The sequence below is a fragment of the Winogradskyella sp. PG-2 genome, assembly GCF_000828715.1.
GTDB lineage: Bacteria > Bacteroidota > Bacteroidia > Flavobacteriales > Flavobacteriaceae > Winogradskyella.
Genome location: NZ_AP014583.1, coordinates 1,097,846 through 1,113,445 on the forward strand (window position 1 = coordinate 1,097,846; position 15,600 = coordinate 1,113,445).

At 32.6% G+C, this 15,600-nt stretch carries 10 protein-coding genes and 1 pseudogene; 8 read left to right on the forward strand and 3 right to left on the reverse strand.

The genetic code is table 11. The annotated features are described in order from the left end of the window. Position 1: 1 nt before the first annotated feature. Positions 2 to 2,767, reverse strand: coding sequence for a 2-oxoglutarate dehydrogenase E1 component (locus WPG_RS04845; RefSeq protein WP_045470062.1), 2,766 nt, complete (start codon positions 2,765 to 2,767; stop codon positions 2 to 4). A 180-nt stretch (positions 2,768 to 2,947) separates the two neighbouring features. Between WPG_RS04845 and WPG_RS04850 the strand changes: the two genes are divergently transcribed. After that, positions 2,948 to 3,427, forward strand: a complete 480-nt coding sequence (locus tag WPG_RS04850; RefSeq protein WP_144374416.1) for an alpha-ketoglutarate decarboxylase — start codon at positions 2,948 to 2,950, stop codon at positions 3,425 to 3,427. A 22-nt stretch (positions 3,428 to 3,449) separates the two neighbouring features. On the opposite strand, the gene WPG_RS04855 is transcribed toward WPG_RS04850, so the two are convergent. Both WPG_RS04855 and WPG_RS04860 read right to left on the reverse strand, forming a co-directional pair. After that, positions 3,450 to 3,800, reverse strand: coding sequence for a hypothetical protein (locus WPG_RS04855; protein WP_045470065.1), 351 nt, complete (start codon positions 3,798 to 3,800; stop codon positions 3,450 to 3,452). After that, the gene (locus WPG_RS04860; RefSeq protein WP_045470068.1) at positions 3,800 to 4,774 is read right to left on the reverse strand and encodes a polyprenyl synthetase family protein; all 975 of its coding nucleotides are present in this window, start codon (positions 4,772 to 4,774) and stop codon (positions 3,800 to 3,802) included. Before WPG_RS04860 ends, WPG_RS04855 begins: the two co-directional genes overlap by 1 nt. A gap of 120 nt (positions 4,775 to 4,894) precedes the next feature. Between WPG_RS04860 and WPG_RS04865 the strand changes: the two genes are divergently transcribed. The 7 genes and pseudogenes from WPG_RS04865 to WPG_RS04895 all read left to right on the forward strand — a co-directional run bounded on the left by WPG_RS04865 (position 4,895) and on the right by WPG_RS04895 (position 15,509). Continuing rightward, positions 4,895 to 5,500: a TetR/AcrR family transcriptional regulator gene (locus WPG_RS04865; protein ID WP_045470071.1), complete on the forward strand. Its 606-nt coding sequence runs from the start codon at positions 4,895 to 4,897 to the stop codon at positions 5,498 to 5,500. A 3-nt stretch (positions 5,501 to 5,503) separates the two neighbouring features. Beyond that, positions 5,504 to 6,828, forward strand: a pseudogene (locus tag WPG_RS04870) (TolC family protein). A 5-nt stretch (positions 6,829 to 6,833) separates the two neighbouring features. Next, entirely contained in the window at positions 6,834 to 8,000 is a 1,167-nt protein-coding gene (locus WPG_RS04875) for an efflux RND transporter periplasmic adaptor subunit (protein ID WP_045470072.1), read from the forward strand. A 24-nt stretch (positions 8,001 to 8,024) separates the two neighbouring features. Next, the gene (locus WPG_RS04880) at positions 8,025 to 11,528 is read left to right on the forward strand and encodes an efflux RND transporter permease subunit (RefSeq protein WP_045470074.1); all 3,504 of its coding nucleotides are present in this window, start codon (positions 8,025 to 8,027) and stop codon (positions 11,526 to 11,528) included. 162 nt (positions 11,529 to 11,690) lie between these two features. Next, positions 11,691 to 13,445 carry an aspartate--tRNA ligase gene (gene aspS / locus WPG_RS04885; protein WP_045470077.1) on the forward strand — a complete coding sequence of 585 codons (1,755 nt, stop codon included), beginning with the start codon at positions 11,691 to 11,693 and terminating at the stop codon, positions 13,443 to 13,445. Between the two features lie 46 nt (positions 13,446 to 13,491). After that, positions 13,492 to 15,273, forward strand: coding sequence for a chloride channel protein (locus WPG_RS04890; protein WP_045470079.1), 1,782 nt, complete (start codon positions 13,492 to 13,494; stop codon positions 15,271 to 15,273). After that, a complete protein-coding gene (locus tag WPG_RS04895; RefSeq protein ID WP_045470081.1) occupies positions 15,273 to 15,509 on the forward strand; it encodes a hypothetical protein in 237 nt (78 codons plus the stop codon). The genes WPG_RS04890 and WPG_RS04895 overlap by 1 nt, the downstream gene beginning before the upstream one ends. The last annotated feature ends 91 nt before the right edge of the window (positions 15,510 to 15,600 follow it).

Below are 15,600 nucleotides of genomic sequence, written 5' to 3' on the forward strand. Positions count from 1 at the left end.
ATTATTTTTTTTGTCTTTGGTTGTTTTTGGATTTATCAAAAACGTAATCTATAACTTCTTTATGTCTAATTTTTGAACGCACAGAACTTCCTGCTGCAGGTGCACCATATGGTCGTCTAGTTGCTGCTCTCCAACTTCGAGACTCATTAAAATGCATTAACATATGACTATAAGCACCCATATTTCTTGGTTCTTCTTGTGCCCAAACAACATCTTCTACATTTTTATATTTTTCTATTACGTCTGTCATTGCTTCCACTGGTAATGGAAATAGTTGCTCTAATCTTACCAGTGCTATATCATCTCTATTTAAATTTTCTTGTTCTTCGAGTAAATCATAATAGAACTTACCTGTAACAAATACTAGAGTTTTTACTTTATCTGGTTTAGCAGTTTCATCATCAATAAGCATTTGAAAACTCCCTTTAGCGAACTCATCAACAGATGATACTACCTTAGGATGACGTAACAAACTCTTAGGTGTAAAAACAATTAAAGGCTTTCTAAAATTAGCTTTCATTTGTTTACGTAATAGGTGAAACATATTTGCTGGAGTCGTACAATCTGCAATAAACATATTATCCTTAGCACACATTTGTAAATAACGTTCCATACGACCAGAAGAATGCTCTGCTCCTTGACCTTCATAACCATGTGGCAATAACATTACCAAACCATTCTGAGTTTTCCACTTATCCTCACCAGAGGATATGTATTGGTCTATCATAATTTGAGCTCCATTACTGAAATCACCAAATTGTGCCTCCCAAATAGTTAAGGTATTAGGGCTTGCCATAGCATAACCATAATCAAAACCAACAACGCCATATTCTGATAATAATGAATTATATATATTGAATTGATCTTGCTTTTCAGTAACATTCTTCAATAAAATAATTTCTTCTTCGCTATCCTCTACTTTAACTACAGCATGTCGATGAGAGAATGTACCACGTTCTACATCTTGTCCAGAAATTCTAACATTAAAGCCTTCAGTTAAAAGTGAACCATAAGCCAAATGTTCTCCCATTGCCCAGTCTAATCGATTTTCATCAAACATAGTCTGACGTGATTCTATTAACCTTTGGATTTTACGAATAAACTTTTTGTCTGAAGGAAGGTTAGAAATAACCTTAGTAATATTTTTTAAAACAGTTTTAGATACGGTTGTATCCACTTGTTCCATCATTACACTTTCTGTAACCCTTGTAAGACCTTTCCACTCTTCTTGCATAAAAGCTGTTATCTCCGTTTTATCCTCTTTACGTGAGTCTTCTAAATTCTCTTCTAACTTCTCTTTATACTTAGATTCAATATGTTTTACATAACCTTCCTCAATGATACCTTCTTCTAATAAACGCTGTGCATAAATATCTCTAGGGTTACTATGTTTTGCAATCGCTTTGTATAATAAAGGTTGTGTAAATTTAGGTTCATCACCTTCATTGTGACCATACTTTCTATACCCTAGTAAATCTATAAAAACATCGCGCTTAAACTTCATTCTAAAATGTAGCGCAAAAAGCGCAGCATGCACAACAGCTTCAGCATCATCTGAATTAACATGAAGAACAGGTGATAATGTTACTTTTGCCACATCTGTACAATAAGTACTTGAGCGGCCATCTAAATAGTTCGTTGTAAATCCTATTTGATTATTAACTACAATATGGATAGTTCCATTTGTTTTATAACCATCTAATTTAGCCATCTGCACAACTTCATAAACCAAACCTTGACCAGCAATAGCAGCATCTCCATGCACAACAATTGGAAGTACTTGAGATGGATCTGTAATCTCATCTTTATCTTGCTTCGCTCTTGTAATTCCTTGAACAACCGCGCCGACTGTTTCTAAATGAGAAGGATTCGGAGCTATATTAAGATTGATTTTTTTATTGTTATATGTTTCACGATTACTCGTCCAACCTAAATGATATTTTACATCACCATCAAATACTTTTTCCTCATAATCTTTACCATCAAATTCGCTAAAAATATCTTTAGCAGACTTCCCAAAAATATTAGTCAATGTACTGAGTCGACCTCTATGAGCCATGCCCATAACAAACTCTTTTACACCTTCGTCCGCTGCTTTTTCTATAATAGCATCAACTGCAGGAATTAAAGATTCATTCCCTTCTAAAGAAAAACGTTTCTGACCAACATACTTTGTGTGGAGAAAAGATTCAAAAGCAACAGCTTGATTTAATTTCTTTAAAATATATTTCTTTTCGTCTGAAGTAAATTTAGTGTGATTATCATTGACATTTAGTTTATCCTGAATCCATTGAATTTCTTCGGGTTTGCGAATATACATGTACTCTACACCTATAGAATCGCAATAAATATTTTCCAAATGATCGATTATACTTTGCAATGATGCTGACCCTAAACCTAGGATTTCACCAGCAGAAAATGTAGAGTTTAAATCACTTTTAGATAAGCCAAAATTTTCAATTTCTAGTGTTGGCGCATATTGACGTCTTGCTCTAACTGGATTTGTTTTCGTAAATAAATGCCCTCTAATTCTATAACCATCAATTAGCTTTAAAACCTGAAATTCTTTTTGAAGTTGTTCTGGTATCTGAGTTGATACACCTTCAATAATTTCACCTTCCATTCCATAACTTTCTGAACCAAAATCGTAACCTTGGAAAAAGGCACGCCAACTTGGTTCTACAGAATCAGGATTTTCTAGGTATTGTTCGTATAAGTCAGCAAAATATGCTGTATGTGCTGCGTTGAGAAAGGAATATTTATCCATTACTTTTTATGAGACGTTGTCGTTTCAACAAAATTTATTCAAAAATACAACTTTTACTAAATATAGCTTTGGTTTTATTATATTTATAACAAGTAAGAAAGAACAATTTTAGATATGACAAATTTTAACTCAATTGGCTTAAAAAAAACTATTAGAATTACAGTTTTTACCTGCTTTTTTATGATATTTTCATTTTCTCAAGATAATAAAACTAAAGATGATAGTTTTTGGAAGAATGTACAATATGGAGGTGGAATAGGATTAAACTTTGGTGATGGCTTTTTTAGTGGAGCATTAGCTCCAAACGCAATTTATAGATTTAATACCTATGTATCTGCTGGTGTAGGTCTAAATTTTCAATATAGCTCACAGCGCGATGTTTTTAAATCTACGGTTTTAGGTGCCAGTGCCATTGGGCTTTTTAATCCTTACAGAGATTTACAGGTATCCACTGAATTTGAACAATTACACGTTAGCAGAAATTTTGATGAACAATTTGTAAGTAATGTCGATGATGACTATTGGTATCCTGCTTTATTTTTAGGCTTGGGTTACAGAAGCGGTAACATAACTTTTGGTGTTAGATATGATGTATTGTATGATGAAGAGAAGAGTATTCAGAACCAAGCTTGGATGCCTTTTGTTAGATTTTGGTTTTAATTTCGTTTAACTACCAAAAATATTATGAATACTTAGCCTTGTACCAAACCTTTTGCCACTCTCTTTGAAGAATTAAGAACGTAACATCTTCAGATAATTTGAAGATATCATCACCATCTAGAGTTCTTATTTTTAACTCTGAAATATCAACTTGGTATAATAAATTGAGATATTCAGAAAATTTATTCTCAATGAGATAATAAACCGTTTCTTGTAAGACTAATTTTAAACTTGTGGGAAGCGTTTCCACATCTAATTCTAAATCGATGTTAGAAAATACAAAATCTTTGTTCAGCTGGGTTATCAGCTTCTTGTACAAATTTAAATTGTTTGCTTCTTCTATTAAACTTTCAAAATTAGAAGGTAACACCATTATACGCGCCTATTCATTAATTGTTCTCCAAACAATCTAAGCAACTGCTTTTTATCTTCAGAAACGTTCAAGCCTTCTAAAACCTTAAATGCTTTCGTAGTATAATGTTTCACAGCTATCTGAGTAGTTTCTGAGGCTCCAGAATTGTTAAATAAATCTTTAACAATTTTTACTTTGGTTTCATCTGAAATTGAATTATCTGACATTGTATTAACTAAACTAGATTGCTCACTTGCAGAACCTAGTTCTAAGGTTTTGAGATACAAATACGTCTTTTTATTTTCTATAATATCTCCTCCTACTTGTTTTCCGAAAGTTTCTGGGTTTCCGAAAGCATCCAAATAATCGTCTTGTAATTGAAACGCAACACCTAAGTAACGACCAAAATCATAAATAGCCTTTTGATCTTCGCTTGAAGCTTTAGCTACTATTGCTCCCATTTTCATAGCAGCACCAACTAAAACAGCAGTTTTATACTCAATCATTTTTAAATACTCTTGTATAGTTACATCATTGCGTGTTTCAAAATCCACATCATATTGCTGTCCCTCGCAAACTTCTAAAGCCGTTTTACCAAATAATTTTGCCAATGCCTGAAACGTATTTGGCTCATAATTTTCAAAAAGTTGATACGCTAAAATTAGCATCGCATCTCCAGAAAGGATTCCCGTATTTACATCCCATTTTTCATGAACAGTTTCTTTTCCACGTCGCAAAGGTGCATCGTCCATGATATCATCATGAACTAAAGAAAAATTATGGAATACCTCAACCGACAATGCTGCATTCATAGCCTCAGCAGCTTCCTCACCAAAAACCTCAGCAGTCATTAAGGTTAAAACTGGTCTCAATCTTTTTCCACCAAGTCTTAGAATATAATTAATGGGAGTATAAAGATTCTTTGGTTCTTTATCAACAGTAAAATCCTCTAAATAACTAATAAAAGATTTTTGATAAGCTTCAATGTTTCGCATAGTACAAAAATAATGCTTTCAACATATTTTAAGGTAATGTTACTTATGTTAAATAATTATTAAAACTTAGGAAACTTTTTTTGTTTTTAAAGTTTCCATACTTACATTTGCGGCCAAATTATGAAAGAAAAAATAATTCTTAAGTCAACTGAGCTATTTTTAAATCTTGGATTTAAGAGCGTTACTATGGATGATATTGCCAGTGAAATGGGGATTTCTAAAAAAACCATATACGTTCATTTTCCAAATAAAACAAAGCTTGTTGAAGTTACTACAATGCATTTATTTGAGTTAATATCTCATGGCATTGATTGTATTTGTGCATTAGACAAAAATCCAATTGAAGAGCTTTATGATATTAAGCGCTTTGTAATGGATCATTTAAAAGGTGAGAAATCTTCGCCTCAATATCAACTTAAAAAATACTATCCAAAAATATATACTTCGCTTAAACAAAAGCAATTTGAAGTAATGCACGAATGTGTCAACGAGAACTTAAGTCGAGGAATTAATCAAGGTTTATATAGAGATACCATAAATATTGAGTTTATAACTCGTATTTATTTCAATTCTATGCTAGCTATAAAAGACACAGACTTGTTTCCTCTAAAAATATTCTCAATGAATATGTTAATGGAAAATTATTTAGAATATCACTTAAGAGGTATTTGTACTGAAAAGGGTATTAAAATATTAAATCAATTTATAACAAATAAACAATCTTAACTTATGAGACAAACGCTCATATTATTACTAAGCTTTCTAATCACTTTCTCTGTGTTTGCACAGGATGATAAAAGAAGTTTTACACTCCAAGAAGCTATTGACTATGCCTTGGAGAATAACAGAAACATAAAAATCGCAGATTTAAATATTCTCGCGGCTGAAGAACAAGTTTGGGAAACAACCGCAAGAGGTTTACCACAAATTAATGCGGCTGTAGATTATTCAATCAACATTAAAACACCTTTTAACACTGATGATCTGCAAGAAGGAGATCCATTCTTGTTTTTATTTCCAAAACATAATTTAACACCTAGTGTTACATTAAATCAACTATTGTTCGATGGTGGATATATCGTAGGACTACAATCTAATAAAGTGTTTCTAGAAATTTCTCAAAACGCTAAAGATAAGACTACAAACCAAATTGAAAATTCAGTAGTGAATGCATACAACAATGCTTTATTAACTAAAGAGAGTATTGAAATAACAAAAGATAACATTAGCATTCTAAAGTCTAATTTAAATGAGACGACTAAAATTTTTGAAAATGGTCTTACTGAAGAAGAAGACGTTGAACAATTACAACTAACACTTTCTAGCTTAGAAATAAGTCTAAAAAACTTAGAGACACTTTACGACATTTCTAAAGGTTATGTGAAAATATTATTAGGTATAGACCCAAATGATTCTATCAATTTAACTGATACATTAGATAATTTAATTGTACAAAATATTTCATTAGATCTTATAGTTAGCGAACACTCAGTAACAGATAACATAGATTATAAAATTGCTGAGAATGAGACCACAACCAAACAACTTGAATATAAATTAGAAAAGTCTGAAAGATTACCAAAGCTTAATGCTTTTGTTACTTCAAATTATCTAGGTTACAGTGATAGTGCCTCTAATTACTTTAAAAAAGAACAAGATTGGTTATTTACTACAGTTGGCGGATTTAAATTAACCTTACCTATTTTTAGCTCATTTGGTGGTAAAGCCAAAAGAGAAAAAGCAAAAATTGAATGGGATATTGCCAAAAACAATCTAATAATAAAAAAAACGAATTAGAATTAGAATATAGAAATGTAAAAAACGAATACAATCTAGCCATTGAAACTTATGCTAACAAACAAAAAAACTTAACATTGGCAGAAAAGATAGAACGTAAAAACACTATTAAATTTAAGGAAGGGATTTCTAGTAGTTTTGAATTAAGACAAGCTCAAACCCAGCTGTACTCAAGTCAGCAAGAATATCTCCAAGCTATAATTGATGTTATCAATAAAAAAGCCGAATTAAAGAATTTATTAAACATACAAAAATAACCACCATGAAATATTTATATATAACACTACTTAGTGCCATTTTATTTACCTCTTGTGGAGATAAAAAACAATCTGTTGAATCCGTTATTGAAACCGATAACTTGGAAAATATTAGATTAATAAGAGCAGAAGTTGTTTCCAAACAGAAAGAGATTGCTGAGCAATTAAAACAACTAGACGAAAGAATTGCTGTATTAGATACAACTAAGAAAATTCCTTTAATTACGACATTTACTGCTAAGCTAAATGTGTTTAATCACTTTTTAGAATTACAAGGTAATGTAAGTACAAAAAATAACTTGGTAGTATTTCCAGAATATTCAGGTGTTTTGACACGTGTTTATGTAAAAGAAGGCCAGAACGTAGTTAAGGGGCAAACACTTGCAAAAATTGATGATGGTGGTATGAGTCAGCAATTAGCTCAAGCAGAAATTCAAGTAAATTTAGCTAAAACTACTTTTGAGCGTCAAGCGCGTCTTTGGGACCAAAAGATAGGAAGTGAGATGCAATACTTACAAGCTAAATCTTCATTTGAAGCACAAGAGCAAGCCGTTAACCAAATTAAACAACAGATTGGAAAAACCATAGTTAGAGCTCCTTTTACTGGTACAATTGATGATATTATTACTGAGCAAGGAAGTGTTGTGGGAGCTGGTCAATCACAGTTAATGCGTATTGTAAATTTAAACAATATGTACATTGAAACTGATGTCCCAGAACGTTACATTACAAGTGTTGTGAAAAATAAAAATGTTGAAGTTATTTTTCCAATTTTAGGCAAAATAATCAATGCAAAAGTTAGACAAGCTGGTGATTTTATAAATCCTGCCAACAGAACCTTTAAAGTAGAAGTTGCAGTACCAAATATGGATAGAACAATAAAACCTAATCTTACTGCTAAGCTTAAAATAAACGACTACACTAATGAAGAAGCTATTTTAATTCCGCAAAGTATTATTTCAGAAAATGCTGATGGTGAACAGTATATTTATGTAATCACTGACAAAGCAGATAACATTGCAAAAGCTAAACGTGTAATCATTAAGACTGGTAAAACTGAAGGTAATTATATAGAGGTTCTTTCTGGTTTAGAAAATGGAAATGAAATTATTGATGAAGGTGCTCGAAGTGTTAAGGATGGACAAGAAGTAAAAATTCTTGTTGTAGAATAATAAAAATCTTAAAGACAATTAATCATGACTGAAAATAAAAAGAAAAACGTCTTCAAAGAATTTGGTTTATCATCTTGGGCAATCGAAAACAAAACCACGATGTATGTACTCATTGCCTTGATTTTGTTTTTAGGAGCTTCAGCATATTTAAGTATGCCAAGAGAGAACTTCCCTGAAATTAAAGAAACTAAAATTTATATTAGTTCTGTATATCCTGGTAATACAGCTGAAGACATTGAAAAACTTATAACTGACCCAATTGAGGATAAAATAAAAACCGTAAGTAATGTTATAGAAATCACTTCAACATCTCAAGAAGATTATTCAATAATAATTGTTGAATTTGATGAAAATATTAGTGTTGAAGCGGCAAAGCAGAAAATAAAAGATGAAGTGGATTCTGAAACTTCAGGTGAAGATTGGCCAACATTTAATGGTGCCAAAGTAGAACCAAATATTTTCGACTTAAGTATGTCCGAAGAAATTCCTATACTAAATATTAATATTTCGGGAGATTACCCAGTTGACAAGCTAAAATTTTATGGGGAATACCTAGAAGATAAAATAGAAAGTCTTCAAGAGATTAAAGCTGTGGATATAAGAGGTGCTCAAGATAAAGAAGTTGAAGTCGCAGTTGATATCTATAAAATGATGGCTTCTCAAGTGAGCTTTAATGATATAACTGGAGCTATAAGTAATGAAAACATGACTATGTCTGCAGGTAATTTAATTACAAGCGGACAAAGGAGAACTATTAGAGTTATTGGTGAAATAGATTCCCCTTCTGAGCTAGAGAACTTTGTTGTAAAATCTGAAAATGGAGATGCTATTTACCTAAAAGATATAGCTACAGTGACATTTAAAGATGAAGATCAGACTACTTACGCACGTGAGTTTGGCGCACCAGTTGTGATGCTAGATGTTAAAAAAAGATCCGGTAAAAACATGGTTGCCGCTGCAGACCAAATAAAAATTATTGTAGAGGATGCAAAAGAAAACTACTTCCCTACCGATTTAGTAGTTACTGTATCAAATGATCAATCTGCAAAAACGATTGGTCAAGTAGATGATTTAGTAAACAATATCATTTTTGGTATTATTCTAGTTGTTACAGTTTTAATGTTCTTCCTTGGGTTTAAAAACGCCTTATTTGTTGGGTTTGCTATACCAATGTCAATGTTTATGTCACTAATGATATTAAATATGTTAGGCTACACTATGAATACCATGATTCTTTTCGGATTAATTATGGGATTAGGTATGCTTGTAGATAATGGCATTGTAGTTGTTGAAAATGTGTATCGTCTCATGGACCAGGAAGGTATGAGTCGTATGGAAGCAGCAAAAAAAGGAATTGGTGAAATTGCATTTCCTATTATAATTTCTACAGCAACAACAGTTGCAGCTTTTATTCCTTTAGGTTTATGGCCGGGTGTTATGGGACAATTTATGATTTACTTCCCAATTACATTATCTGTAGTATTAGGATCTTCTTTATTTGTCGCCATCTTTTTTAATTCAGTACTAGTTTCTAGATATATGACGACTGAGGATAAAGAAATGCCAATAAGGAATATGGTAATTATTTCAGCAATATTAGTAGGTGTTGGACTTCTTATTATAATTTTTGGTGGAGCTTATCGTGCTTTAGGGTCTGTTATGATTGTTACAGCAATTTTACTTTGGGCTTATCGCTTATTTTTACGTAGTTGGTCTAATGGGTTTCAAAATAAGATATTACCACGTTGGGAACGTTTTTATGAAAAAGTATTACGTGGTGCTTTAAAAGGTAGAAAACCTGCAGCAATAACAATTGGCACTGTTATTTTGTTATTTATTGCTTTTATTGGATTTGGAGCTTCAGTAAGAAGTCAAAGAACAAAGGTTGAGTTTTTCCCAGATAATACACCAAATCAGATTGTAGTCTATATAGAATATCCTGAAGGTACAGACATAAAAAAGACTAATGCTATTACCAAAGATATTGAGCAACGCGTTTACAATATCATAAATCAAAGCACATATAAAAACGACGATTATAATTTTATGACAGAGAGTGCTGTATCTCAAGTCGGTGAGGGTGCTGGTAATCCACAAACTGATGGTGGTTCTGCAGCAGAAATGCCTCATCGTGGTAAAATTACTGCAACGATGCGTGAGTTTAAATATAGAGAAGGTGAAGACAGTAAGCAGCTTTATAGAGAAGTCCAGGAAGGTCTTAAAGGTATTTATCCTGGTGTAACTATTTCTGTTGAAAAAGATCCTGTAGGACCACCAGCTGGTGCACCTATTAACCTCGAATTAAAAGGTGAAGACTATGCTGAGTTAATTAATACTGCTGAAAAAATGCGCGATTATATTAACTCTAAAAACATTCCTGGAATAGATGAATTAAAAATAGATGTTAATCGTTCTAAACCTTCAATGCAGGTTATTGTTGATAGAGAAAAAGCTGGTGAGTTAGGTGTTTCTGCTGGACAAGTTGGTCAACAGTTACGTAATTCTGTATTTGGTGCCAAAGCAGGAATCTACAAAGAAGCCGGTGAAGATTACGATATTTATGTACGCTTTAATGAAGAAAACCGCTATAACAAAAGCGCGCTTTTTAATCAGAAAATTACGTTTAGAGATATGGCAAGTGGGCAGATTCGAGAAATACCTGTTTCAGCCGTTGCAAAACAAACAAATGCTTCTGGTTTTAGTGCAATAAAACATCGTAAGACTAAACGTGTTGTTACATTATATTCTGCATTAGCTCCTGGTTTTACTGATGCTGCTGCTGTTGTTTCTGTAGTTCAAAACGAGATGCAAAATTTTAAAGAGCAACCAAAAACAGTAAGCGTAGATTATACTGGGCAAATTGAAGAACAAGAAAAGCAAATGTTGTTTTTAATGGGAGCCTTTTTTACTGGTTTAGGATTAATCTTCTTCATTTTAATTTTTCAATTCAATTCTGTATCAAAACCTGGTATTATTATGCTAGCCATATTTCTAAGTTTAATTGGTGTATTTGGAGGTATTGTAGCTACTGGAAGTGCTTTTGTTATTATGATGACCATGATGGGAATTATTTCCTTAGCAGGAATTGTTGTAAATAATGGTGTTGTACTTCTAGATTACACACAATTATTAATAGACAGGAAAAAAGTAGAACTAGACCTTGATGGTAACGATTATTTAGCTAAAGACGATTTACTCGATGCTATTATTAAAGGTGGTAAAGCACGTTTAAGACCTGTACTTCTAACCGCAATAACAACAATTTTAGGGTTAATCCCACTTGCAACGGGTTTAAACATTAACTTCTTTACATTGTTCAGTGAATTTAATGCTAACATTTATATTGGTGGTGATAACGTTATTTTTTGGGGACCATTGGCATGGACTGTAATTTATGGTTTATTTATAGCAACATTCTTAACCTTAATTGTAGTTCCTATTTTATTCTACTTAATTACATCATTTAAGATGTGGCTTAAAAGACCTAAAAATAGTGCTGCTCTAGAAGTCATTCCTCAAGAAATATAAGACTATACAAAAACAGAAAACAATCAGCTTTTAATTTAGAGAACCTTATTTTAGAGAATTAGCAAAATTTTATTAAAAGCTACAAAAGCCTCAACAAATGTTGAGGCTTTTCATTTTTATAATCATTTATCTTCCTTAAATTTGCACGATTAAAATTTCATTATGTATAGAAGTCATAATTGTGGCGAATTAAGAGCTAACCATAACAATAGAGAAGTAACACTTTCTGGTTGGGTACAAGGGATTAGAGATAAAGGGTTTATGATTTACTTAGATCTTAGAGATCGTTATGGTATTACTCAATTATATTTTGACGAAGAACGCACGTCCAAAGATTTAATGGAGAAAGGGCAAAAGCTAAGACGTGAATTTGTAATTCAGGTCAAAGGAACTGTGATAGAACGTGCTTCAAAGAATCCAAACATTCCAACCGGAGATATAGAAGTTTTAGTTTCTGAACTTACTATTTTAAATGCCTCTTTGGTTCCACCTTTTACAATCGAAGATAATACTGATGGTGGTGATGATCTTCGTATGAAGTATCGCTACCTAGATATTCGTCGTAATCCTGTAAAAGAAAGCTTAATCTTTAGAGCAAAAGTGACTCAAGAAGTTAGAAACTATCTATCTGGAGATGGTTTCATAGAAGTTGAAACACCCTATTTAATTAAATCTACACCAGAAGGAGCACGTGATTTTGTCGTGCCTTCTCGCATGAATGAAGGTGAGTTTTACGCACTTCCTCAATCACCTCAAACTTTTAAGCAATTGCTTATGGTTGGTGGTATGGATAAATACTTTCAGATTGTAAAGTGTTTTAGAGATGAGGATTTACGTGCCGATAGACAACCAGAATTCACACAAATAGATTGTGAAATGGCATTTGTAGAACAGGAAGATATTTTAAATGTTTTTGAGGGTTTAACGCGTCATTTACTAAAAGAAGTGAATAGTGTTGAAGTAGAAAAATTCCCTAGAATGCTATATGACGATGCCATGCGTTTGTATGGAAATGACAAACCAGATATTCGTTTTGGTATGGAATTCGGTGAGCTTAACGCTGTGGCGCAACACAAAGATTTCAATGTTTTTAATAATGCCGAATTAGTTGTTGGTATTGCAGTACCAGGTGGAAATTCTTACACTCGAAAAGAAATTGATAAACTCATTGATTGGGTAAAGCGTCCACAAGTTGGTGCTTTAGGCATGGTTTATTCTCGTTGTAATGATGATGGAAGCTATAAATCTTCAGTAGATAAATTTTACGATCAAGAAGATTTAGCAAAATGGGCAGAAGTTACTGGAGCAAAACCTGGCGATTTAGTTTGTGTTTTATCTGGAGATACGAATAAAGTAAGAGCGCAATTAAGTGCATTACGTATGGAACTAGCTGAACGCTTAGGCTTAAGAGATCCTAAAGTATTCGCTCCGCTTTGGGTGATTGATTTCCCTCTATTAGAATTAGATGAAGAAACAGGACATTACCATGCGATGCATCATCCATTCACATCACCAAAACCTGGGCAAATAGAATTATTAGATACTAAACCAGGCGACGTAAAAGCTAATGCATACGATTTAGTTTTAAATGGTAACGAAATTGGTGGTGGATCTATTAGAATCCACGATAAAGCGACTCAAGCCATTATGTTGAAACATTTAGGCTTCTCTAAAGAAGAAGCAAGAGCACAGTTCGGTTTCTTAATGGATGCTTTTGAATATGGTGCACCTCCTCATGGCGGTTTGGCTTTTGGTTTAGATCGATTGGTTGCAATTTTGGGAGGCCAAGAAACTATTAGAGATTTTATAGCCTTCCCAAAAAACAACTCTGGTCGAGACGTAATGATTGATGCACCTGCACCAATTGATGATGAACAACTAAAAGAGTTGAGTTTAAAACTCAATTTAAAATCATAAATAATTAAATCCTGCTTCTTGCAGGATTTTTTATTAGCTTTAAAGAATGCCAACTAAATCCAACTTTTTTAAACGCTTACTCATTTGGAGATACAAACACATCTCTGAAAAGAACTTTGTGTTTTTATTAAGCTTGGTAATTGGACTATTAGCAGGAATCGTTTCTGTAACTATAAAAAATATCACTTTTGCTCTACAGGCTGTACTAGAAAAAGGAATAATACTTTCTGAAAACAGCATCTACTTTATACTACCAATTATTGGAATTTTACTTGTGTATTTGTTTGTGAAGTACATCTCAAAAAAACCTAGCGGACACGCTATTCCATCTCTATTATATTCTTTATCGAAAAGAGATGGTCTTGTAGATAAGAAAAACATATATCTACCACTTATTACGGCTCCATTAACTGTTGGTTTTGGTGGTTCTGTTGGATTGTTAGGGCCGGCTATTTTATCGGCTTCAGCTATAAGCTCTAACTTAGGAAGACTACTCCATATTGATAGGAAAACACGAAGTTTACTTATAGCCTGTGCATCTGCAGGTGCAATTGCATCAATCTTTAAATCACCGATTGCTGCAGTGATTTTTGCTATTGAGATCTTTAGTTTAGACTTAACGTTTGCATCATTATTACCGCTTTTAATTGCTTCCGTTTCTTCTGTAATAACTTCATATTTTTTCTTGGGAGATAGTGTACTTTTCGATTTTAATGTAGCTGATAAATTTGCCATCAAAGACACATTATTTTATATCCTCTTAGGAATAGGAACTGGAATAGCATCTATTTATTTTTCTAAAATATACTTCGGAATAACTTCATTTTTTAATCGATTTAAATCCGCACGACATAAATTAATAATTGGTGGTTTAGCTATTGGTGTGATGTTGTTTTTTATTCCACCACTCTATGGTGAAGGCTTTGGCTTCATAAATAATTTAATGCTTGGTAACGATATTGAAGCTCTTGGCAATACACCTTTTGACACCCATTTAGATAATATATGGATTGTCATTGGTTTGCTATTTGGTATTACAATTTTCAAAGCTATAGCCATGACTACAACCTTTGCTGCTGGTGGAACTGGTGGAATTATAATTCCGACTTTAGTAATGGGAAGTGCTTTAGGAAATGTTGTTGCTAAGGTGATTAATAATTGTGGACTAGGTTTTTCAGTATCCGAAGCAAATTTTACACTTATAGGAATGGCAGGTCTTATTGCTGGTGTACTTCACGCCCCTTTAACTGCGATTTTTTTAATTGCCGAAATAACTGGAGGCTACGAATTGTTTGTCCCTCTAATGATCACCGCATCAATGTCTTTTATTATTAACAAAAATGGTTTAGACCATACTATTTATACAAAAGAATTACTCGAAAAAGGCGCGTTACTTACTCAAGATAAAGACAAAAGTGTTTTGACCTTAATGAGGTTAGATTCAGTGATTGAGCAGAATTTCATTCAATTACATCCAGAAATGTCTCTTGGAGATATGCTAAAAAATGGGGTTTCAAAATCCAGTAGAAATTTATTCCCAGTTACAGATACTGACGAAAGTTTAGTTGGTATTATCCTACTTGACGATATTAGAACAGTAATGTTTGATCAGTCTTTATATAATTCGACAACGGTTGAAACTTTTATGCACAAGCCGCCAGATTATATTAATTATAAGGACGATTCTATGGAAGTTGTGATGAAAAAATTTCAAACTTCTGGTGCTTGGAATTTGCCCGTTATTAAAGATAATAAGTATCACGGTTTTGTATCTAAATCTAAATTATTGACCGCTTATCGTCGCGAATTAATTAATTTTACATCTTAATGAAACCTATAAAAATTATAACATTAATTGCTTTCCTAGTATCTCTAGGAAGTATTATTTGTGGATTAAGTTTAGATTTAGACTATTCAGAAAAATTAATTGGATTTGGTGTTGTAGGTCTATTCTTAGTCGTTTTTCCATTATTCTCTTATTACAGATGGAAGGATAAAGACGTTAAAGATTATATGCTTACAAAAGAAAATCTTGATAAAATGCGCGAAAATCAAAAGCGATAATTCATTTTTATCGTTTTTCTACATATTTCTTCGTTCATTGCCAAGCCCCTTGTTAACAAGGGTTCATGTAAATTATACCGAACTTTTTTTA

Coding starts and splice junctions, on each gene's coding strand:
- WPG_RS04845 (WP_045470062.1), bottom strand. CDS start 2,767: ATGGATAAATATTCCTTTCTCAACGCAGCACATACAGCATATTTTGCT.
- WPG_RS04850 (WP_144374416.1), top strand. CDS start 2,948: ATGATATTTTCATTTTCTCAAGATAATAAAACTAAAGATGATAGTTTT.
- WPG_RS04855 (WP_045470065.1), bottom strand. CDS start 3,800: ATGGTGTTACCTTCTAATTTTGAAAGTTTAATAGAAGAAGCAAACAAT.
- WPG_RS04860 (WP_045470068.1), bottom strand. CDS start 4,774: ATGCGAAACATTGAAGCTTATCAAAAATCTTTTATTAGTTATTTAGAG.
- WPG_RS04865 (WP_045470071.1), top strand. CDS start 4,895: ATGAAAGAAAAAATAATTCTTAAGTCAACTGAGCTATTTTTAAATCTT.
- WPG_RS04875 (WP_045470072.1), top strand. CDS start 6,834: ATGAAATATTTATATATAACACTACTTAGTGCCATTTTATTTACCTCT.
- WPG_RS04880 (WP_045470074.1), top strand. CDS start 8,025: ATGACTGAAAATAAAAAGAAAAACGTCTTCAAAGAATTTGGTTTATCA.
- aspS (WP_045470077.1), top strand. CDS start 11,691: ATGTATAGAAGTCATAATTGTGGCGAATTAAGAGCTAACCATAACAAT.
- WPG_RS04890 (WP_045470079.1), top strand. CDS start 13,492: ATGCCAACTAAATCCAACTTTTTTAAACGCTTACTCATTTGGAGATAC.
- WPG_RS04895 (WP_045470081.1), top strand. CDS start 15,273: ATGAAACCTATAAAAATTATAACATTAATTGCTTTCCTAGTATCTCTA.